General features: G+C 41.6%; 17 protein-coding genes and 5 tRNA genes. 19 read left to right on the forward strand and 3 right to left on the reverse strand.

The genetic code is table 11. The annotated features are described in order from the left end of the window. From hpf to DWX23_RS14575, 17 genes are all read left to right on the forward strand, one after another. A complete protein-coding gene (hpf, locus tag DWX23_RS14495; protein ID WP_122375010.1) occupies window positions 1-300 on the forward strand; it encodes a ribosome hibernation-promoting factor, HPF/YfiA family in 300 nt (99 codons plus the stop codon). Between the two features lie 96 nt (window positions 301-396). Continuing rightward, a tRNA-Thr gene (locus tag DWX23_RS14500) sits at window positions 397-470 on the forward strand. Window positions 471-495: 25 nt separating this feature from the next. Then, window positions 496-578 (forward strand) — tRNA-Tyr (locus tag DWX23_RS14505). Between the two features lie 51 nt (window positions 579-629). Continuing rightward, window positions 630-702: transfer RNA gene (locus DWX23_RS14510), tRNA-Gly, on the forward strand. A gap of 11 nt (window positions 703-713) precedes the next feature. After that, window positions 714-785, forward strand: a tRNA-Thr gene (locus DWX23_RS14515). Window positions 786-835: 50 nt separating this feature from the next. Beyond that, a complete protein-coding gene (gene tuf / locus DWX23_RS14520) occupies window positions 836-2,023 on the forward strand; it encodes an elongation factor Tu (RefSeq protein ID WP_122356282.1) in 1,188 nt (395 codons plus the stop codon). A gap of 48 nt (window positions 2,024-2,071) precedes the next feature. Beyond that, window positions 2,072-2,144, forward strand: a tRNA-Trp gene (locus DWX23_RS14525). 19 nt (window positions 2,145-2,163) lie between these two features. Further along, window positions 2,164-2,358 carry a preprotein translocase subunit SecE gene (gene secE / locus DWX23_RS14530; RefSeq protein ID WP_007654183.1) on the forward strand — a complete coding sequence of 65 codons (195 nt, stop codon included), beginning with the start codon at window positions 2,164-2,166 and terminating at the stop codon, window positions 2,356-2,358. Window positions 2,359-2,370: 12 nt separating this feature from the next. Then, window positions 2,371-2,913, forward strand: coding sequence for a transcription termination/antitermination protein NusG (gene nusG / locus DWX23_RS14535; protein WP_075558757.1), 543 nt, complete (start codon window positions 2,371-2,373; stop codon window positions 2,911-2,913). Window positions 2,914-2,976: 63 nt separating this feature from the next. Beyond that, on the forward strand, window positions 2,977-3,420 hold the full coding sequence (rplK, locus tag DWX23_RS14540) for a 50S ribosomal protein L11 (RefSeq protein ID WP_122356280.1): 444 nt from the start codon (window positions 2,977-2,979) through the stop codon (window positions 3,418-3,420). A gap of 15 nt (window positions 3,421-3,435) precedes the next feature. Beyond that, window positions 3,436-4,134: a 50S ribosomal protein L1 gene (rplA, locus tag DWX23_RS14545; protein ID WP_007654180.1), complete on the forward strand. Its 699-nt coding sequence runs from the start codon at window positions 3,436-3,438 to the stop codon at window positions 4,132-4,134. A 16-nt stretch (window positions 4,135-4,150) separates the two neighbouring features. Then, the gene (rplJ, locus tag DWX23_RS14550) at window positions 4,151-4,681 is read left to right on the forward strand and encodes a 50S ribosomal protein L10 (RefSeq protein ID WP_122356278.1); all 531 of its coding nucleotides are present in this window, start codon (window positions 4,151-4,153) and stop codon (window positions 4,679-4,681) included. Between the two features lie 44 nt (window positions 4,682-4,725). Beyond that, window positions 4,726-5,103: a 50S ribosomal protein L7/L12 gene (rplL, locus tag DWX23_RS14555; RefSeq protein ID WP_122356276.1), complete on the forward strand. Its 378-nt coding sequence runs from the start codon at window positions 4,726-4,728 to the stop codon at window positions 5,101-5,103. Between the two features lie 107 nt (window positions 5,104-5,210). Then, window positions 5,211-9,023: a DNA-directed RNA polymerase subunit beta gene (rpoB, locus tag DWX23_RS14560; RefSeq protein WP_122356274.1), complete on the forward strand. Its 3,813-nt coding sequence runs from the start codon at window positions 5,211-5,213 to the stop codon at window positions 9,021-9,023. Between the two features lie 74 nt (window positions 9,024-9,097). Then, on the forward strand, window positions 9,098-13,390 hold the full coding sequence (gene rpoC / locus DWX23_RS14565; protein ID WP_122356272.1) for a DNA-directed RNA polymerase subunit beta': 4,293 nt from the start codon (window positions 9,098-9,100) through the stop codon (window positions 13,388-13,390). Window positions 13,391-13,523: 133 nt separating this feature from the next. Next, complete coding sequence (locus DWX23_RS14570; protein WP_122375011.1) at window positions 13,524-14,387, forward strand: endonuclease/exonuclease/phosphatase family protein; 864 nt, start codon at window positions 13,524-13,526, stop codon at window positions 14,385-14,387. Between the two features lie 387 nt (window positions 14,388-14,774). Continuing rightward, on the forward strand, window positions 14,775-15,092 hold the full coding sequence (locus DWX23_RS14575) for a DUF3467 domain-containing protein (RefSeq protein ID WP_007654170.1): 318 nt from the start codon (window positions 14,775-14,777) through the stop codon (window positions 15,090-15,092). A gap of 79 nt (window positions 15,093-15,171) precedes the next feature. On the opposite strand, the gene DWX23_RS24995 is transcribed toward DWX23_RS14575, so the two are convergent. Next, window positions 15,172-15,342, reverse strand: a complete 171-nt coding sequence (locus tag DWX23_RS24995; RefSeq protein WP_183672097.1) for a hypothetical protein — start codon at window positions 15,340-15,342, stop codon at window positions 15,172-15,174. Window positions 15,343-15,481: 139 nt separating this feature from the next. Here DWX23_RS24995 and DWX23_RS14580 point away from each other — a divergent pair, with 139 nt between their 5' ends. Beyond that, window positions 15,482-16,219, forward strand: a complete 738-nt coding sequence (locus DWX23_RS14580) for a 1-acyl-sn-glycerol-3-phosphate acyltransferase (protein ID WP_122375114.1) — start codon at window positions 15,482-15,484, stop codon at window positions 16,217-16,219. Between the two features lie 2 nt (window positions 16,220-16,221). Here the strand turns inward: DWX23_RS14580 and DWX23_RS14585 are convergent, their stop codons facing one another. Then, window positions 16,222-17,709, reverse strand: a complete 1,488-nt coding sequence (locus DWX23_RS14585) for a capsule assembly Wzi family protein (RefSeq protein WP_122375012.1) — start codon at window positions 17,707-17,709, stop codon at window positions 16,222-16,224. 140 nt (window positions 17,710-17,849) lie between these two features. Between DWX23_RS14585 and DWX23_RS14590 the strand changes: the two genes are divergently transcribed. Next, window positions 17,850-19,235 carry a protein kinase family protein gene (locus DWX23_RS14590; protein ID WP_122375013.1) on the forward strand — a complete coding sequence of 462 codons (1,386 nt, stop codon included), beginning with the start codon at window positions 17,850-17,852 and terminating at the stop codon, window positions 19,233-19,235. Here DWX23_RS14590 and DWX23_RS14595 read toward each other — a convergent pair whose 3' ends face one another. Further along, window positions 19,236-20,243: an alpha/beta hydrolase gene (locus DWX23_RS14595; protein ID WP_122375014.1), complete on the reverse strand. Its 1,008-nt coding sequence runs from the start codon at window positions 20,241-20,243 to the stop codon at window positions 19,236-19,238. Window positions 20,244-20,760 lie beyond the last annotated feature (517 nt).

A 20,760-nucleotide genomic window follows, 5' to 3' on the forward strand; every position in this document is an offset into this window, starting at 1 on the left:
ATGGACATTAGAATTCAAGCAATCCATTTTGACGCAACAGCTCAGTTAGAAGCGTTTATTCAGAAAAAAGTTAGTAAGTTGGAGCAATACTTCGACGGCATAATATTAGCAGAAGTAACGTTGAAGGTTGTGAAACCCGAATCAGCTAAGAATAAAGAAGCAGCTGTGCATCTAAAAATAAAGAATGGCGATTGCTTTGCGGAGAAGATAAACGACACTTTTGAAGCGTCTATTGACGAATGTGTTGAAGCTTTGGAAAAGCAATTAGTTAAATTCAAGGAAAAAATCAGAGCCAAATAAAAAAAACGGTAGATAAATTTGGTATGTAAGAAATAATATCTAAATTTGCAGCCGTTTCGCCTACACGACGAAACGGCTTCTTTTAGAAGAAGGCTCGCCTCTTTAGCTCAGTTGGCCAGAGCACGTGATTTGTAATCTCGGGGTCGTTGGTTCGAATCCGACAAGAGGCTCAAAGGAATTGAAAATTAAAAATAGGGGCAGTTACCAGAGTGGCCAAATGGGGTTGACTGTAACTCAGCTGTCTTTCGACTTCGGTGGTTCGAATCCATCACTGCCCACAACTAAGGAACAATCTAAAAAGCAGATTGGTTCGTGAAAGAATTAAAATTGCGGAAGTAGCTCAGTTGATAGAGCATTAGCCTTCCAAGCTGAGGGTCGCGGGTTTGAGCCCCGTCTTCCGCTCTTTTTATTTCGCCTGTGTAGCTCAGCGGTAGAGCACTTCCTTGGTAAGGAAGAGGTCCCGAGTTCAAGTCTCGGCACCGGCTCAGATGATATTTAGAACATGATCATTAATCAAATAAAGAACAATTAAGTTATGGCAAAAGAGAAATTTGACAGATCGAAACCACATGTGAACATTGGTACGATTGGTCACGTTGACCACGGTAAAACAACTTTGACAGCTGCTATCACAACAGTATTGGCAAAGAAAGGTCTTTCAGAACTGCGTTCATTCGATTCTATCGACAACGCTCCTGAAGAAAAAGAAAGAGGTATTACTATTAACACTTCTCACGTAGAGTATTCGACTGCAAACCGTCACTATGCTCACGTAGACTGTCCGGGTCACGCCGACTACGTAAAGAACATGGTTACTGGTGCTGCTCAGATGGACGGTGCTATCATCGTAGTTGCTGCAACTGATGGTCCTATGCCTCAGACTCGCGAACACATCCTGTTGGCTCGTCAGGTAAACGTACCGAAGCTGGTTGTATTCATGAACAAATGCGACATGGTTGACGACGAAGAAATGTTGGAATTGGTTGAAATGGAAATGAGAGAACTTCTTTCATTCTATCAGTTCGACGGTGACAACACTCCGATCATCCGTGGTTCTGCACTGGGTGCATTGAACGGTGATCCGAAATGGGAAGATAAAGTAATGGAACTGATGGAAGCTTGCGATACTTGGATTCCGCTGCCTCCGCGTGAAGTTGACAAACCTTTCTTGATGCCGGTTGAAGACGTGTTCTCTATTACTGGTCGTGGTACTGTTGCTACTGGTCGTATCGAAACAGGTATCGTAAAAGTTGGTGAAGAAGTTCAGATCATCGGTCTGGGTGCTGACGGTAAGAAATCTGTTGTAACAGGTGTGGAAATGTTCCGTAAACTGTTGGATCAGGGTGAAGCTGGTGACAATGTAGGTCTGTTGCTGCGTGGTATCGACAAGAACGAAATCAAACGTGGTATGGTAATCTGCCATCCGGGTAAGGTTAAAGAACACTCTCACTTCAAGGCTGAGGTTTATATCCTGAAGAAAGAAGAAGGTGGTCGTCACACTCCGTTCCACAACAAATACCGTCCTCAGTTCTATATCCGTACATTGGACGTAACAGGTGAAATTACTCTTCCGGAAGGAACTGAAATGGTTATGCCTGGTGATAACGTAACAATAGACGTTGAACTGATCTACCCGGTAGCTTGTAACGTAGGTCTTCGTTTCGCTATCCGCGAAGGTGGACGTACAGTAGGTGCTGGTCAGATTACAGAATTGATTGACTAATATTACTACAATATGTGTAGCCAGTCTTTAATAGAGACTGGCTATTTTACGGAAGTAGCTCAGTCGGTAGAGCACTGGTCTCCAAAACCAGGTGTCGGGAGTTCGAGCCTCTCCTTCCGTGCTAAAAATCTATAGATTCGATGAAAAAGATAATTACTTATATTAAGGAATCTTATAACGAACTTGTTTATAAAGTTTCTTGGCCCACTAGAACAGAGCTTTCCAATAGTGCTGTGGTTGTTATGTTTGCTTCCCTTATAATTGCAGCAGTAATCTTTGTTGTAGACTTAGGCTTCGAAAGCGTAATGCGTTTCTTCTACGAGAAAATCTTTTAATCAGTTTTAGATATGTCTGATATCCAAAAGAAATTTTATGTTCTGCGTGCCATTAGTGGTAAGGAGAATAAGGTCAGAGAATATCTCGAGGCTGAGTTGAAGAATACGGATCTGGGTGAATATGTCAACCAGGTTCTGATTCCTACGGAGAAAACTTTTACAGTGCGTAATGGTAAGAAAGTGATGAAAGAAAGAGCTTACTTGCCGGGTTATGTATTGGTAGAAGCAGCATTAGTCGGAGAAGTCGCTCATCGATTAAGAAACATTCCCAATGTGATTGGTTTTCTGGGCGGGTCTGATAACCCGGTTCCGTTGCGTCCTTCTGAAGTGAGTCGTATTTTAGGTACGGTTGACGAATTGCAGGATCAACAGGAAGAACTGGATATCCAGTTTTATGTTGGTGAAAGTGTTAAGATCACCTTTGGACCGTTCAGCGGTTTTACTGGTGTAATCGAAGAAGTCAACGCTGAGAAAAAGAAACTTAAAGTGATGGTAAAAGTCTTCGGACGTAAAACACCGCTTGAGTTGGGTTATATGCAAGTTGAGAAGGAGTAATGCTTTTGTTACGAAAAGTGTTTTCTTTCTGTTATTGATGTTATATATCTAAATTTTAGAAAAATGGCTAAAGAAGTTGCTGGACAAATCAAATTGCAGATTAAAGGAGGAGCAGCAAACCCTTCTCCCCCAGTAGGACCTGCTTTAGGTTCTAAGGGTATTAATATTATGGAGTTTTGCAAGCAATTTAATGCCAGAACCCAAGACAAGGCTGGTAAGATATTACCTGTGGTAATTACTTACTATGTCGATAAGTCTTTCGACTTTGTCGTTAAAACCCCTCCTGTTGCTATCCAGTTGCTGGAAGCATCCAAACAGAAGAGTGGTTCTGCTGAGCCGAACCGTAAGAAGATTGCTGAAATCTCTTGGGATCAGGTAAAAACTATTGCAGAAGACAAATTAGTCGACTTGAACTGTTTTACTGTTGAAGCTGCCATGCGAATGGTTGCCGGAACAGCTAGAAGTATGGGTATCACTGTTAAAGGGACATTCCCGGGTAATAATTAATAAACTTCAATTGAAATGAGTAAACTGACAAAAAATCAAAAGTTAGCTTTAGGCAAGATTGAAGCTGGGAAAGCATACACATTAAAGGAAGCATCAGCATTAGTAAAAGAAATTACTACTTCTAAGTTTGATGCATCTGTAGATGTAGATGTTCGTTTAGGAGTTGATCCCCGTAAAGCTAACCAAATGGTGAGAGGTGTCGTTTCACTGCCTCACGGAACTGGTAAGCAGGTTCGGGTTCTCGCATTATGTACGCCGGACAAGGAAGCTGAAGCAACTGCTGCTGGAGCTGACTATGTTGGCTTGGATGAGTATATCGATAAGATTAAAGGTGGTTGGACTGATATTGACGTTATCATCACTATGCCTTCAATCATGGGTAAGATCGGTGCTTTAGGTCGCGTATTAGGCCCTCGTGGTTTGATGCCTAACCCTAAGAGCGGTACGGTTACCAATGAGATCGGCAATGCAGTGAAGGAAGTTAAGCAAGGTAAGATCGACTTTAAAGTAGACAAATCCGGTATCGTTCATACATCAATCGGAAAGGTATCTTTCAATGCCGATCAGATTCGTGATAACGCGAAGGAATTTATTTCAACTCTTTTGAAGTTGAAACCGTCTGCTGCTAAAGGTACATATATAAAGAGCATTTATCTTTCAAGTACAATGAGCGCGGGTATTAAAATTGACCCGAAATCAGTTGAAGAAAACTAATTAAAATTATTGCACAATGAAAAAGGAAGATAAAGGCATAGTTATAAGCCAGCTTACAGAAACTGTAAAGGAATATCCTAATTTCTATTTGACTGATATCGAAGCATTGAATGCTGAGAAAACAAGCAAATTGAGAAGAGAATGTTTCAAGCAGGAAATTAAGTTGGTTGTTGTTAAGAACAACTTGCTTAAAAAAGCATTAGAAAATGTGGAAGGTGATTTCTCACCGCTACAGATTGCTTTGAAAGGCAATACAGCTGTTATGTTTTCACAAACAGCAAATGCTCCTGCTCGTCTGATCAAAGAATTTACAAAAGGTGCAAAGAAAGGCGAAATCGCTAAACCGGAATTGAAAGCTGCCTATGTACAGGAAAGTTTCTATGTCGGTGCTGAAAACCTGGAAGCCCTTGTAAATATCAAGAGCAAAAACGAACTTATCGGCGATGTTATTGCATTATTGCAATCTCCGGCGAAGAACGTTATCTCTGCTCTTCAGTCATCAGGACAAACTATCCATGGTCTGTTGAAGACTTTGGAAGAAAGATAATTATTTAATATTTTACAGTAAACAATCATTTAAATCATACAAAAATGGCAGATTTGAAAGCTTTTGCAGAACAATTAGTAAACCTGACCGTAAAAGAAGTTAGCGAACTGGCTACAATCCTTAAAGAAGAATATGGTATCGAACCTGCAGCTGCAGCTGTTGCTGTTGCTGGTCCTGCTGCTGGTGGCGCTGCTGCTGCAGAAGAGGAAAAAACATCTTTCGATGTTATATTGAAAGCACCGGGTGCTAACAAATTGGCTGTTGTTAAGGCAGTAAAAGAATTGACAGGTCTTGGTTTGAAAGAAGCTAAAGATTTAGTTGATGGTGCTCCTAGCGCAATCAAAGAAGGAATCGCTAAAGCTGATGCTGAAGGATTAAAGAAACAGCTGGAAGAAGCTGGAGCCGAAGTTGAGCTTAAATAGTATTTATAACCTGGTTTCCAGGTGATTTGGTTAAGAGTCTCCCTTAAAGGAGATTCTTAACCTTTTTGTGTCTATAATTTCAATAAGTTCAATAAATTCCTTACTAGATGTCTTCAACAGCTGAAAACCAAAGAGTTAATTTTGCTTCGATTAAGAATCAGTTTCCGTATCCGGACTTTCTCGAAGTTCAATTGAAGTCATTCCAAGACTTTCTTCAACTTGACACACCTCCAGAAAAGAGAAAGAAGGAGGGGTTGTATAAGGTATTTGCGGAGAATTTCCCCATTGCAGATACCAGAAACAACTTTGTGTTGGAGTTCTTAGATTACTATATAGATCCGCCCCGTTATTGCATTGATGAATGTATAGCGCGTGGATTAACCTATAGTGTGCCTTTAAAAGCAAAGTTAAAACTATATTGTACAGACCCGGATCATGAAGATTTTGATACTGTAATCCAGGATGTATATTTAGGCCCTATCCCCTATATGACGGAGAGAGGTACTTTTGTGATAAATGGTGCTGAACGTGTTGTTGTTTCGCAGTTACACCGTTCTCCGGGTGTATTCTTTGGTCAGAGTACACATGCTAACGGAACGAAATTGTATTCAGCACGTATCATTCCGTTTAAAGGTTCATGGATCGAATTTGCTACAGACATTAATAATGTGATGTATGCTTATATCGACCGTAAAAAGAAATTACCTGTAACTACCCTTTTAAGAGCTATTGGTTTTGAAAGCGATAAAGATATTCTTGAAATCTTTAACCTGGCTGAAGAAGTAAAAGTTTCGAAAGCTAATCTGAAGAAACTGATCGGTCGTAAGCTGGCTGCCCGTGTATTGAAAACCTGGGTAGAAGATTTCGTGGATGAAGATACTGGCGAAGTTGTTTCTATTGAACGTAATGACGTTATCATCGACCGTGAATCGGTTTTGGATAGCGACAGTATTGAAGCTATTCTGGAATCTGGAACACAGAATGTTTTATTACATCGTGAAGACCAGAATCTTTCAGATTATGCAATCATCTATAATACGCTTCAGAAAGACCCGAGTAACTCCGAAAAAGAGGCTGTATTGTATATTTACCGTCAGTTGCGTAATGCAGAACCTGCAGATGAAGCAAGTGCCCGTGAAGTTATACAGAACCTGTTCTTCTCTGAAAAACGTTATGATTTAGGTGAAGTAGGCCGTTACAGAATCAATAAAAAGTTGAACCTTACCACCAGTGATGATGTCAAGGTTTTGACTAAAGAAGATATAATCGAGATCATCAAATATCTGATCGAGTTGATCAACTCGAAAGCGATTGTGGATGATATCGACCACTTGAGTAACCGTCGTGTACGTACCGTAGGTGAACAATTATACAACCAATTCGGTATCGGTTTGGCTCGTATGTCGCGTACAGTACGCGAACGTATGAACGTTCGTGACAATGAAGTATTTACTCCGATCGATTTGATTAATGCGAAGACTATTTCTTCTGTCGTTAACTCTTTCTTCGGGACAAATGCCTTGTCACAGTTTATGGACCAGACAAACCCGTTGGCTGAAATTACTCACAAACGTCGTCTGTCTGCCCTTGGACCGGGTGGTTTGTCAAGAGAACGTGCCGGATTCGAGGTTCGTGACGTTCACTATACACACTATGGCCGTCTTTGTCCGATTGAAACTCCTGAAGGACCGAATATCGGTTTGATCTCTTCTTTGTGTGTATATGCAAAGATCAATGATCTGGGATTCATTTCGACTCCGTACCGTAAGGTTGTGAATGGTCAGGTTGACTTTTCCGACGAGAGTCTGCAGTATTATACGGCAGAGGAAGAAGAGGAAATGACTATTGCACAGGGTAATGCTCCGCTGGATGAAAATGGTAAATTTATTCTTGAAAGAGTAAAGGCTCGTTTCGAAGCAGACTTTCCTGTTGTGCCGCCTTCTGAAATTGACCTGATGGACGTGGCTCCTCAGCAGATCGCTTCAATTGCTGCATCTCTGATTCCGTTCCTGGAACATGATGATGCGAACCGTGCGTTGATGGGATCTAACATGATGCGCCAGGCAGTTCCTTTGTTGCGTACGGATGCTCCGATCGTAGGTACTGGTATCGAGGCACAGGTTGCCCGCGATTCACGTACACAGATCATGGCCGAACGTGACGGTGAAGTTGTATTTGTAGATGCAACTTGTATCAAGATTAAATATGACCGTACAGAAGATGAAGATTTCGTAAGCTTCGAAGATGCGGTTAAGACATATGTAATTCCGAAGTGGCGTAAGACTAACCAGAGTACTACTGTTGACCTTCGTCCGATCTGCCATCGGGGTCAGCGTGTAAAAGCAGGAGATATCCTTACTGAAGGTTATTCTACACAGAATGGAGAACTTGCTTTAGGACGTAATGTGAAAGTGGCTTATATGCCATGGAAGGGTTACAATTATGAGGATGCTATCGTACTGAACGAGCGTATGGTTCGTGAAGACTTCTTTACCTCTGTTCACGTGGATGAATATATCCTTGAAGTTCGCGAAACAAAACGTGGTATGGAAGAATTAACGTCTGATATTCCTAACGTAAGTGAAGAAGCGACTAAGGATTTGGATGAAAGAGGTATTGTTCGTGTAGGTGCTCGTATCGAACCGGGTGATATCCTGATCGGTAAGATTACTCCGAAGGGTGAATCTGATCCTTCTCCTGAAGAAAAATTGCTTCGTGCAATCTTCGGAGATAAAGCTGGTGACGTGAAGGATGCTTCTTTGAAAGCAACTCCGTCTCTTCGCGGTGTTGTTATCGATACGGCTTTATTCTCTAAAGCGGTTAAGAAACGTAAGTCCAGATTGACAGATAAGGCTATTCTTCCGAAGTTGGATGAAGAATACGAAATGAAGATGGCCGACCTGAAAAACCTGCTGGTAGAGAAATTATTGACTCTTACCACTGGTAAAGTTTCTCAGGGTGTTAAGGACTATATGAATACTGAAGTGATTGCAAAGGGTGCTAAGTTTACTCGCAAGGCTTTGGAAGACTTGGATTACAATGCTGTTCAGGTTAGTAAATGGACTGCCGATGCTGATAAGAACGAACTTATCAAGCAGGTGATCCTGAACTATCTGAAGAAATATAAAGAACTGGATGCCGAACTGAGACGTAAGAAATTCGATCTTACTATCGGTGATGAACTGCCGACAGGTATCGTTCAGATGGCGAAGGTTTACATTGCTAAGAAACGTAAGATCCAGGTAGGTGATAAGATGGCCGGTCGTCATGGTAACAAAGGTATTGTTTCCAAGATCGTTCGTCAGGAAGATATGCCGTTCCTGGAAGACGGAACTCCGGTTGATATCTGCTTGAACCCGCTGGGTGTGCCTTCTCGTATGAACCTTGGACAGATATTTGAAGCTGTATTAGGTTGGGCTGGTAGAACAATGGGTGTTAAGTTTGCAACTCCGATTTTCGATGGTGCATCTTTGGATGACCTGAACGAAATGACTGACAAGGCGGGTATTCCACGGTACGGTAAATCTTATCTGTATGATGGTGGTACAGGTGAACGTTTCGACCAACCGGCAACAGTTGGTGTTACTTACTTCCTGAAACTGGGACACATGGTTGATGATAAGATGCACGCTCGTTCAATCGGTCCGTACTCTTTGATTACTCAACAGCCTCTGGGTGGTAAAGCACAGTTTGGTGGTCAGCGTTTCGGAGAAATGGAAGTTTGGGCACTGGAAGCTTTCGGTGCAGCACATGTTCTTCAGGAAATTCTTACAATTAAGTCTGATGACGTTGTAGGACGTTCTAAAGCTTACGAAGCAATTGTAAAAGGTGATCCGATGCCGCAACCGGGTATTCCGGAATCTCTGAATGTATTGCTCCATGAGCTGAGAGGTTTAGGTTTAAGCTTTACTCTGGATTAATTCAACAACAATATAAGTAGATGAGTTTCGGCTCATCTACTTTATCTATTGATAACTCTTTATAAATAAACAATATGGCTTTTAGAAAAGAAAACAAGATAAAGAGTAACTTTTCAAAAATAACCATCGGTCTGGCTTCTCCTGAAGAGATTCTTGAAAACTCTAGTGGCGAAGTGCTGAAACCGGAAACGATTAACTATCGTACGTACAAACCTGAACGTGACGGTCTTTTCTGTGAGCGTATCTTCGGTCCGATCAAGGATTACGAGTGTCATTGCGGAAAATACAAACGTATCCGTTATAAAGGTATTGTCTGCGATCGTTGCGGGGTAGAAGTTACAGAGAAGAAAGTGCGTCGCGAACGTATGGGACATATCCATTTGGTTGTTCCTGTCGCTCATATCTGGTATTTCCGTTCTCTACCCAACAAAATCGGGTATCTGTTAGGCTTGCCTACCAAGAAACTGGATTCTATCATTTATTATGAACGTTATGTGGTTATTCAGCCGGGTTGTGTAGACACAGTTGCTGAATTAGACCTACTTTCGGAAGAAGAATATCTGCAGATTCTGGATAACCTGCCAAAGGAAAACCAGATGCTGGAAGATACTGATCCCAATAAGTTCATTGCAAAGATCGGTGCTGAGGCCGTTTATGATTTGCTGGCTCGTTTGGATCTGGATTCTCTTTCTTACGAACTGCGTCACCGTGCAAGTACAGATGGTTCACAGCAACGTAAGAACGAAGCTTTGAAACGTTTGCAGGTTGTAGAATCTTTCCGTGCATCCAGAGGTCGTAACAAACCGGAATGGATGATCGTGAAGGTTGTTCCTGTCATTCCTCCCGAACTGCGTCCGTTGGTTCCGCTGGATGGTGGACGTTTCGCAACATCCGACTTAAATGATTTGTATCGTCGTGTTATTATCCGTAATAACCGTCTGAAACGATTGATTGATATTAAGGCTCCGGAAGTAATTTTACGTAATGAAAAACGTATGCTTCAGGAAGCTGTGGACTCTCTGTTCGACAACTCTCGTAAATCGAGTGCTGTTAAGACAGACGCTAACCGTCCGCTGAAGTCATTATCCGACAGTTTGAAAGGTAAACAAGGTCGTTTCCGTCAGAACTTGCTGGGTAAACGTGTTGACTACTCTGCCCGTTCGGTTATCGTTGTTGGTCCTGAATTAAAGATGCATGAGTGCGGTCTGCCGAAGAATATGGCTGCCGAGCTTTATAAACCTTTCGTTATCCGTAAATTGATCGAACGCGGTATCGTAAAAACGGTTAAGTCTGCTAAGAAGATCGTTGACCGTAAAGAACCGGTTGTTTGGGATATTCTGGAATATGTAATGAAAGGTCATCCTGTGTTGCTGAACCGTGCACCGACACTGCACCGTTTGGGTATCCAGGCATTCCAGCCGAAATTGATCGAAGGTAAGGCTATCCAGTTGCACCCGTTGGCTTGTACGGCATTCAACGCCGACTTCGACGGTGACCAGATGGCTGTTCACTTGCCTTTAGGAAATGAGGCTGTATTGGAAGCACAGATGTTGATGCTTGCTTCTCACAACATTTTGAATCCGGCTAACGGTGCACCTATTACCGTTCCTTCTCAGGATATGGTGCTTGGTTTGTATTATATTACAAAACTGCGCCCCGGAACACAAGGTGAAGGTCTGGTATTCTACGGACCGGAAGAGGCAACAATTGCATACAATGAAAAGAAAGTGGATATCCACGCTCCGATCAAAGTGTATGTAGAAGATGTTAATGAAAATGGTGAGATCGTTAAGGTATTAACTGAAACGTCAGTAGGTCGTTTGATGGTAAACGAATTCGTTCCTGCTGAAGTTGGTTATATCAACGAAGTGCTTGGTAAGAAATCTCTTCGTGATATCATTGGTAAGGTAATTAAGACTTGCGGTGTTGCCCGTACTGCTCAATTCCTGGATGATATCAAGAATTTAGGATACTACATGGCATTTAAGGGAGGTTTGTCGTTCAACCTGGCCGACGTACTTATCCCGCCTGAAAAAGATGAACTGGTTAAGGAAGGTTACGATGAAGTAGAACAGATCCTGGCTAACTATAGCATGGGTTTCATTACCTTCAACGAACGTTACAACCAGATTATCGATACCTGGACACATGTCAACAGTAAGTTATCTAATATCCTGATGAAGCAGTTGACTGCTGATAACGACGGATTTAACTCTGTATACATGATGATGGACTCTGGAGCCCGTGGTTCTAAAGAACAGATTCGTCAGCTGTCTGGTATGCGTGGTTTGATGGCAAAACCTCAGAAGAGTGGTGCTGAAGGTGGTCAGATTATTGAAAACCCTATCCTTTCAAACTTTAAAGAAGGTTTGTCTGTGTTGGAGTACTTTATCTCTACTCACGGTGCTCGTAAAGGTTTGGCCGATACCGCTTTGAAGACTGCCGATGCTGGTTACCTGACTCGTCGTCTGGTGGACGTATCGCATGATGTGATCATCAATGAAGAAGACTGTGGTACATTGCGTGGTCTGATTTGTACAGAACTGAAGAATAACGAAGAAGTGATCGCTTCTCTGTATGAACGTATTCTGGGCCGTGTATCAGTGCATGATATCCAGCATCCGTTGACTGGTGAACTGATTGTAGCTGCCGGTGAAGAAATTCGCGAAGATGCTGCTAAGATGATTCAGGATTCTCCTATTGAAAGTGTGGAAATCCGTTCAGTACTTACCTGCGAATCCAAGAAAGGTGTTTGTGCTAAGTGTTACGGTCGTAACCTGGCAACAGGCCGCATGGTTCAGAAAGGTGAAGTTGTCGGAGTTATCGCTGCACAGTCTATCGGTGAGCCGGGTACACAGTTGACACTGCGTACATTCCACGTCGGTGGTATCGCTTCTAACATTGCTACAGAAAACAGCATTACATCTAAATATGACGGTATTTTGGAAATTGACGAACTTCGTGCTGTTGAAGCTGACGATGCTACAGCTGGTAAGAAGTATCAGGTAGTAGTAAGCCGTTTGGCTGAAATGCGCATCGTCGATCCGAATACAAAGATCGTATTGCTGACTCACAATATACCTTACGGTTCTAAATTGTTCTTCAACAATGGAGACAAGATCAGTAAGGGTGACGTAATTATCGAATGGGACCCGTTCAATGCTGTTATCGTATCGGAAGTTTCCGGTAAGATTGAATTCGAAAGTGTAGTAGAAGGTGTTACTTACAAAGTTGAAAGTGACGAAACTACAGGTTTGAAGGAAAAGATCATCATTGAATCTAAAGATAAGACAAAAGCTCCGGCTGCTCATATCGTAGATGAAAACGGTAATTACCTGAAGAATTACTCATTACCTCTGGGCGCTCACGTAGTTAAAGAGAACGGTGATCCGGTTAAGGCTGGTGAAGTTCTTGTTAAGATTCCGCGTGCAGTAGGTAAGGCTGGTGATATCACCGGTGGTCTTCCCCGTGTTACCGAGTTGTTTGAAGCTCGTAACCCGTCTAACCCGGCTGTCGTTTCTGAAATCGACGGTGAAGTTGGATTCGGAAAGATCAAACGTGGTAACCGCGAGATCACTGTAACTTCTAAGCTCGGTGAAGTGAAGAAGTACATGGTACCTCTGTCAAAACAGCTTTTGGTTCAGGAAAATGACTATATCCGTGCTGGTATGCCGTTGTCTGACGGTGCTACTACTCCTTCGGATATCCTTGCTATCAAGGGGCCGACTGCCGTTCAGGAATATATCGTGAACGAAGTACAGGACGTTTACCGTTTGCAGGGTGTGAAGATCAACGATAAACACTTTGAGGTTATCGTTCGTCAGATGATGCGTAAGGTAGAAGTGGTTGATCCGGGAGATACACGCTTCCTGGAACAGCAGATCGTTGATAAGCTGGAAGTAATGGATGAAAACGACCGTATTTGGGGTAAGAAAGTTATTACCGATCCGGGAGATTCTCAGACAATGCAGGCAGGTCAGATTGTAACTGCCCGTAAGTTGAGAGATGAAAACAGTATGTTGAAACGTCGTGATATGAAACTTGTTGAAGTTCGTGATGCCGTTCCTGCTACTGCCAACCAGATCCTCCAGGGTATTACACGTGCTGCATTGCAGACTAACAGCTTTATGTCGGCTGCATCATTCCAGGAAACAACAAAGGTATTGAACGAAGCTGCTATCAACGGAAAGGTAGACCGTCTGGAAGGTTTGAAAGAAAACGTTATCTGCGGTCACTTGATTCCGGCTGGTACAGGCCAGAGAGATTTCGACAAGTTGGTTGTCGGTGCTAAAGATGAATTTGAACGCATCTTTGCTAACCGTAAGAATGTTGTTGATTTTAATACAATGGATAAAGATGATGAGTAAAAAACTTATCAGATAATATAAAAAAGGCTTCCGGTATTTTCTGGGAGCCTTTTTTGTTTTTGTTAATTTGCTTAATCTGCATAGATAGCTTACTTTTGTCTATCGCCTATAATAACTAAACATATAAAGTATCATGAAAAAGATTTTATTGAGTATTCTCTCTGTTTTATTGTTTGCCGGTTTCTTATCGGCTAAGCAACCAGGTGTGCCATTAAAGGTAATGACGTTTAATATCCGTATGGATACAAAAGATGACGGAGATAATCAGTGGAGTAACCGGAAGGATCTGGCTGCCAATTTGGTTAAGTTCTATAATACCGATATTTTTGGTGCACAGGAAGTGTTGAATCATCAGTTGAATGATCTTCTGAGCCGTTTGCCCGAATATACATCTGTCGGTGTCGGTAGGGAAGATGGCAAGACAAAAGGCGAGTACGCTCCGATCATCTATAAGAAAGACCGTTTTGTGCTTGAAGACAGCGGTAATTTCTGGTTGGCGGAAGATATGAATGCTGTAGGTAAAAAAGGCTGGGATGCCGCCTGTGAACGTGTTGCTACCTGGGGGATCTTTAAGGATAAGGAATCCGGTAAAAAGTTTTTCTTCCTGAATACTCATCTGGACCATATGGGAAAAGTAGCCCGTCATGAAGGTGCCTCGTTAGTTTTGGAGGAAGCTCATAAGCTCTCCAAGGGATTGCCCGTTATTGTTACAGGTGATTTTAATGCAACTCCGGATGATGACCCTATCAAGGTGTTGACAGATGTAAACGATCCCCGGCATATCACTCATACACGTGAAATAGCAGATTTGAAATATGGTCCGGAATGGACTTTCCATGATTATGGACGAATCCCTTTGGAAAAACGTGAGTGGATTGATTATATTTTCGTAAAAGGCGACATAAAGGTTATGAATAATGGCGTCTTAACAGATACACTCAATCACCTTTATCCGTCCGATCATTGTCCGGTTATTACAACTTTGGTAATTAAATAGAATATATTGGTCTATAGAGAAATGTATATTGGAGTAATTCCATTTATGTCTATTTTTGTAGATGTTTTATTTTGTTAATTATCGAAGAAATATTAGTTAATAGCTATTTTGTGTTTGGAGGTTTTTTGTACAGTTTGTATCTTTGTAACGTTCATGATGCAGATATGCGTTTGAACTGAAAAAAACCTTAGCCTAAAAGTCAGGATAATAAATATTAAACACAATAAGGTATTTTTTTTACATTGGTCTAAAGAATTGAGAATTAAAAACACAACTGGAAAAGGGCCGCCTGTGAAGGTGGCCCTTTTTATTTGCATTATATTTCATGGATACTTCTTATATCTGTATATTTGTGCCCGATTAGTTAAACTTAAAACATAAAGAAAAATGGAGAACAATAACAAACCGTCTAACGAGATACAAGTAGAACTGTCTGAAGAAATGGCACAAGGTACTTATGCCAATCTGGCAATTATCTCACATTCAACATCCGAGTTTATATTAGACTTTATCCGTGTGGTTCCGGGAGCTCCGAAAGCACAGGTAAAAAGTCGTGTCATACTGACTCCGGATAATGCCAAACGACTATTCTTTGCTTTACAGGATAACCTGGCTAAGTATGAAGAACAGTTGAAAGGTGGTAATAAGACTGCTAACTTCGAAGATTTTATACCGCCGATGGGTGGTGTTCAGGGAGAGGCTTGATTTATAGTATCTTTCTAAAAGAAAAGGGATCGTTTCAATTATCAAGAAACGATCCCTTTTTAATTTTTAAGCATGTGTGTTACTGCACTTTCTTGTTGATAACGATGTGGCTGATGTAACCAAGGATGATAATAGCTAAACCTGCAATAAGGATAGTGTTAGTTACACCTCCGGTAATAGCCGGTACAGCAAGAATAATTACACCGATTAAGAGCACGATTACCCCAAGATTTTTAACTAATTCGTTCATGGTTATAGATGTTTTTATAATTATTTTCTTTTCTACCGCAAATAAAGTAATAATAACCCGATTGCAAAAATATTTTAGAATAAAAATAATGAAACCATCGAATTTAGCTCCTATATTTGTAGTATCAATACAGTTATATATGCTACGAATACTTTACTTGGTTTATTTATGGCTGTTTTTTGTACCTGTCTTTGTGGTGCTTACTATCATTACAGCCCTAACCGTTATTGTTGGTTGTTTATTGGGAGAAGAAAAGATTTTCGCTTATTATCCGGGCATGATATGGTCACGGCTGACTTGTTATCTGGCACTTTGTCCGGTGAAAGTAAAGGGGCGGGAGAATATAGACCGTAAACAATCGTACGTCTTTGTGGCGAATCATCAGGGGGCATTTGATATTTTTCTGATTTATGGTTTTCTGGGAGTTCCGATTAAATGGGTTATGAAAGCCGGGATTGGAAAGATTCCTTTTGTCGGTGCTGCTTGCCGGGCTGCCGGATTTATTTTTGTCGATAACTCGACATCTAAAGCTGCTATCCGTAGTGTACAGGAAGCTGAACGTTGTTTGAAGAACGGTGCATCCGTAGTGGTATTCCCGGAAGGTTCACGTACATATACCGGTAAGATGATCCGTTTTAAAAAGGGGGCTTATCAGATGGCACTCGATCAACATTTGCCGATCATACCGATTACATTGAACGGACCTTTTGATGTATTACCGATCGGTTCGCTGAATGTGCATCGCCATAAGATGGAGATGGTGATCCATCCCGCTATTCCGACAAACGATATGGATCCATCCCATAAAGGGATGCAGCTATTTGCAGATCGTACTCAGGATATTATAGCTTCCGCTTTATGGGACAAATATAAATGATGTTACTTCCAGGCTTTTAGCAGGCCGGTTTTAGTTACACCCAGACTGAAGCCGACATTTTTCCCTAGCATTGTTCCTGTATCGGCTGCAACAGAACCGGTAAAGAGCCATCCTTTTAACTGAGGGTGCGTATAATTGATATCTATCAGAGTGGAAGTTCCGTATTTTTTGTTTAAGAATGGAAAGTAGGAGGTACCCCAACCGTTCATAGCCGTGAACAACACACGATAGGAGAGAAGTGTATTGATATTTCCTTCAGCTCCGATATGCCAGCTTTTAACACGATTGTTCTCAAACCCCAAAGCTCCGTCTTTATTATACTCAGGTGCCGGGATCAGTGGAGAACCTATCCCGCGGTTGAAATAAGAGAAACCTGTCCGATATTCTCCATTGTTGTAATAATCATCGTTTCCACCTCCGCGTCCGCCTTGCCATTTATCACGGTCGAATGTAATAAAGTGCATGGGGCCACTTTGGTTCATTGTTACCAGATATTCGCCAACAATTTTATTTAACCAGGGAATAGTAGGCAAGTCTACTTGTATTCCCCACAAGCCATCGCTTTTATTTGCAAACTCTATTCCTGATTTGTCGTTGAAATAATGTTGATAATAAAAATGTCCAGCCCAATCTTTCATTGTATAGCTTAACTTAAAGTCGAAAGAGCCGTAATGACTACCTAATACATTTATCTGATCGGATAGAGAAGCGTCGTCTCCTCCCTTTTGTCCAAAAATAACGCGTATCAGATCTTTAAAAGATTGAGGCTGTTTCCCAAGTCTGGCATCAGTAGATGTCCCTCCCCATTGTGCAAAGTGTTGTGCTCCCAAGGTGAAAGACAAAGGAAAATCGTTTCTTGTATCTTTGATTCGAAGGAAAAAGGATTTATGATGCCATAATACATTCTTTACATAAGTCTGTTTCGCATTGGCAAAGTCTTCCAGATAATCGGTATCAAATGACCTGCCTATGGCAAAATCTCCTCTAACCTGAAGCAAGCCTTTGGTTAGTGGCACCACAGTAAATTCAGGCATACTTAAATTTATTTCAGGAATGGGACGGGCATTAGGCGATTGGACCATATCGCCCGAACTCAGGTTACGGTCCCACAACGAATTGTAACGTTCTTTGCTACCGATGCTGAGCAATAAACTCCTGTATCCTATTTCCGCATAAGCCTGCTGAATGAATATATTGCGATGGCGTGGTACAGCTGCCACAAGATCAAGGCCTGCCCCCCAGCGAAACTTACTTCCGAAATGCTGATTATGGAATACACCGGCATTTAAGAAACCGTTCCCCGCATCCAACGGGACAACTCCATACCGATTGCTTACCATCCAGAACGGAGTATTTGAACCTGTAGCTGCAGAACCGAACAGCTCTGCTTTATAAATAGTGGAATCTTGTATTTTGTTGATCTGGGAATAACCATGAACCGAAATACAGAGCAAAATTATTCCTGCAAATATAATATGTAAGGCTTTCATTCTATTTATTTTTTGTCCGCAACAAAGGTAATGATAAATATAATGCTACTATTGAAGCATTTAAAAAAGAAGCTTAAGCATTATAAAAATACAAATATAATTGTATCTTTGTTGTCACGGCTTGATTTACAACGTTTAATATGGATGATAAGCAACTTTTTTTTGAATTTCTTGAACTTGAAAAGTATAGAATTTCATTATCTTTGGGGGAATGCCTGTTAGATTCCAGACCTTTAGGAAGAGGAGAAACCGGCATTGTCTTCAAAGCCCGCATGAATGGAAAGGATGTAGCTTTGAAATTCTTTTTGTTCAGGGGTGACGATTCGGGAAAGGAGATGTGGTTAAATAAGCTTAAAGCCAGATACCTGACAATTTCTCTTCTGGAAACGAGAGATAACATTGTGCAGTATGCTGACTTTGATATTGTAACCATACAAGGGGAAGAGATTCCTGTCCTGGTCATGAAACTATATAAATGTTCATTGGAAGAATATAGGAATATTCTTTCTATGGATACTTTTCTCAAGCTGTTCCGTTTCTTAACGAATACCGTTCATTTTCTGCATAGCATGGGGATCTGCCACGGAGCAATCAGGCCGCGTAATATCCTGGTGGATGACCATAATGAGTTTGTGTTGACCGATGTCTCCATCATTGAGAACAGCGACTCCGGTTACTCGGATATTACTGCGATAGGAGAAGTCTTGCAATGGTATGCTTTTGGCAATACCAGCAACGATGTCGCGATAAGTAAAGTCTTCCCGTCTTTGAAGCTGTATGACCAGATTGTGGAACGTTGTCTGACACAGGATAACAACCAACGGTTCCGTTCAGTGGACGAGATATTGTCTTTTGTCGAGATTCAGAAAGAACGTGATCCGAATGAGTTGTTGAAAGAGTTCAGCCTGATTTGCCGGAAGAACTTTCCTAAGGAATTACCGGAGTTTGTCCATTGCTCCGACCAGGCGAAGATCGCTAAATTATTCTCCGAGTTTGTTTCCAGAAAGGACTTCTTCGGCAGCAATCTGATTTACTTTACGGATGTGGAGCGGAATATCTTTTCTCCGCAGATATGTAAGAACGGATATATCAAGTTTGATAACTCCGCTCAGTATAAGGTGCTGGATATCTGGATCCATAGCGACAGTGACATGCGTAATGATTATATCCTCGTCCACCATTCGAACACATTGCCGGAAAAAGTGAACGGCAAGGATGTGTACCGGTGGGCCGTTTACGAAGACCGTACGCAGATCACCTGGGAAGAAGCTATGAACGGTTTCGCGGAAAACGATGGAGATATTGTGGCTCTGGACCGTACCAAGGTCGAGTTTTTCAACCGTATTCCCCGTGAAGGTTATACTTTTATAGCTTTAAACCACCTGCACAGTCTGACTTCTCCTGCCAATACCGGAACGTTGCGCGATTATTTTTTCCGTTTCAGCTTCAGCTATGTCAACCGTTATATTCTGGAAGATATGAATAATCTGACCAAGCAGCACATTGCCGCTCCGCGAAGGAAATGATCAGAAGTTCTTTGCTGTTATCCAGTCGAATACCGTTTGGTAAGTATAGTCACGGGATGCCTTTTCCGAAAGGATCAGGTCATGAATGCCATTGGGTATTGTGTCGCGTGTGACATGCTCTCCGAGCTTAGGGGCATACTTTTGAATATCATGTACATCGAGCACGATATCGGACGACAAATATTCGTTATGCCATTCTTTCGTCTCCGGATAAGATTTGTTGGACGACATCACAAGGATCGGGCAATCCAGCTTCAATCCTTTCCGGACTTTCTGCTGTCCTTCCTGAATCGCCTTTATCCACCCCGCCTTTTTAGGATGTCCGTTAATCATTTTCCAGTTCGTATCGTATTCCCATTCCCCCTTGAATTGTTTCAACAGACTATGTGCATAAGAGGCGATACCGTAACCCTGTACGGTCAGATTTGGGAAAAGTCTTCCGACGAATGCCACAGCCGGGATAGTGATCTTCTCCATAAACCAGCCGAAATTCCAGTCGAGGAAAGGACTATTCAGTATCAGTCCGTCAACAGGTAGATGACCATTCTTGCTGTCCAGATACAAAGGTGTGATCAATCCTCCCGTAGAATGGGCCATCAAGAGAATCTTGTCGTTCCCTTCCGAGCGTATGGTTGCCAGTGCCGTATCGATATCTGCAAAATATTCTGTAAGGCTTTTGCAGAAAAACGGATTCTGATTGGGCAGGATGGAACGTCCGTATTTCCTCAAGTCCATCGCATAAAAATTGTAGCCATGTGCATTCACGCTGTCTCCCAGTTGCTTTTGGAAGAAATAATCGTTATAACCATGAATATACAATACTGCTTGTTTCACATCGGGCAGTTGGGGTTTTTTTACCAATGTACAGACCACTTTCCCTTCATAATCGTCAGGCATCTGAAACGTACGCCGCAGGTATCCGTCTCCCAATACATCGGGGACGTATTGGGCATACATGCTGATAGCCAGAAAAATAAGTAAGGAAGTAAAATACAGTTTGCGTCTCATAATTGTTTTCCTTTTATAACCGCGACGGGTATGTCATTGTTCCGGTTACAAAGGTAGGTAAACTATTAGCACAAAAGAACCGGTGTTTTGATCTTTTCCCTATTATTATTTAGAGCCTGTTTAAATTTTAAATATCGAGCTCAAAAGGATATTTCTTCTTATTATCTACAATAATAAGACCATATCTACCACTATTTACTACTTTATGAGTACTGAATACAACCATCCTACACTTATAGGTTACAACAATTCGCTCTATGTCCACCACCTGTTACCTGACATGATTTGTTTGTTTTTCTGCCTGGAAAACTTTTGTTTATTCAGTACGAAACTAAAGTTTCCCAGGCAAGAAACTTTAGTTTCCTCCTATAGAAACTTTTTATTCGTCCTTATCCCTTTCTCTATTGAAAAGCAGAATGGCATATAAAGTGGTAGATAACAAATAAATATTGTAGATATATTATCATCTACAACCACTGTATAAGAAGTCTGTTTACAAGGAGTCTATGACATGATT

It is taken from the genome of Parabacteroides sp. AF18-52 (assembly GCF_003479145.1).
GTDB lineage: Bacteria > Bacteroidota > Bacteroidia > Bacteroidales > Tannerellaceae > Parabacteroides > Parabacteroides faecis.

Bases quoted from the DNA above. Each gene is read 5' to 3' on its own strand.
- hpf (WP_122375010.1), top strand. From the start codon at position 1: ATGGACATTAGAATTCAAGCAATCCATTTTGACGCAACAGCTCAGTTA.
- tuf (WP_122356282.1), top strand. From the start codon at position 836: ATGGCAAAAGAGAAATTTGACAGATCGAAACCACATGTGAACATTGGT.
- secE (WP_007654183.1), top strand. From the start codon at position 2,164: ATGAAAAAGATAATTACTTATATTAAGGAATCTTATAACGAACTTGTT.
- nusG (WP_075558757.1), top strand. From the start codon at position 2,371: ATGTCTGATATCCAAAAGAAATTTTATGTTCTGCGTGCCATTAGTGGT.
- rplK (WP_122356280.1), top strand. From the start codon at position 2,977: ATGGCTAAAGAAGTTGCTGGACAAATCAAATTGCAGATTAAAGGAGGA.
- rplA (WP_007654180.1), top strand. From the start codon at position 3,436: ATGAGTAAACTGACAAAAAATCAAAAGTTAGCTTTAGGCAAGATTGAA.
- rplJ (WP_122356278.1), top strand. From the start codon at position 4,151: ATGAAAAAGGAAGATAAAGGCATAGTTATAAGCCAGCTTACAGAAACT.
- rplL (WP_122356276.1), top strand. From the start codon at position 4,726: ATGGCAGATTTGAAAGCTTTTGCAGAACAATTAGTAAACCTGACCGTA.
- rpoB (WP_122356274.1), top strand. From the start codon at position 5,211: ATGTCTTCAACAGCTGAAAACCAAAGAGTTAATTTTGCTTCGATTAAG.
- rpoC (WP_122356272.1), top strand. From the start codon at position 9,098: ATGGCTTTTAGAAAAGAAAACAAGATAAAGAGTAACTTTTCAAAAATA.
- DWX23_RS14570 (WP_122375011.1), top strand. From the start codon at position 13,524: ATGAAAAAGATTTTATTGAGTATTCTCTCTGTTTTATTGTTTGCCGGT.
- DWX23_RS14575 (WP_007654170.1), top strand. From the start codon at position 14,775: ATGGAGAACAATAACAAACCGTCTAACGAGATACAAGTAGAACTGTCT.
- DWX23_RS24995 (WP_183672097.1), bottom strand. From the start codon at position 15,342: ATGAACGAATTAGTTAAAAATCTTGGGGTAATCGTGCTCTTAATCGGT.
- DWX23_RS14580 (WP_122375114.1), top strand. From the start codon at position 15,482: ATGCTACGAATACTTTACTTGGTTTATTTATGGCTGTTTTTTGTACCT.
- DWX23_RS14585 (WP_122375012.1), bottom strand. From the start codon at position 17,709: ATGAAAGCCTTACATATTATATTTGCAGGAATAATTTTGCTCTGTATT.
- DWX23_RS14590 (WP_122375013.1), top strand. From the start codon at position 17,850: ATGGATGATAAGCAACTTTTTTTTGAATTTCTTGAACTTGAAAAGTAT.
- DWX23_RS14595 (WP_122375014.1), bottom strand. From the start codon at position 20,243: ATGAGACGCAAACTGTATTTTACTTCCTTACTTATTTTTCTGGCTATC.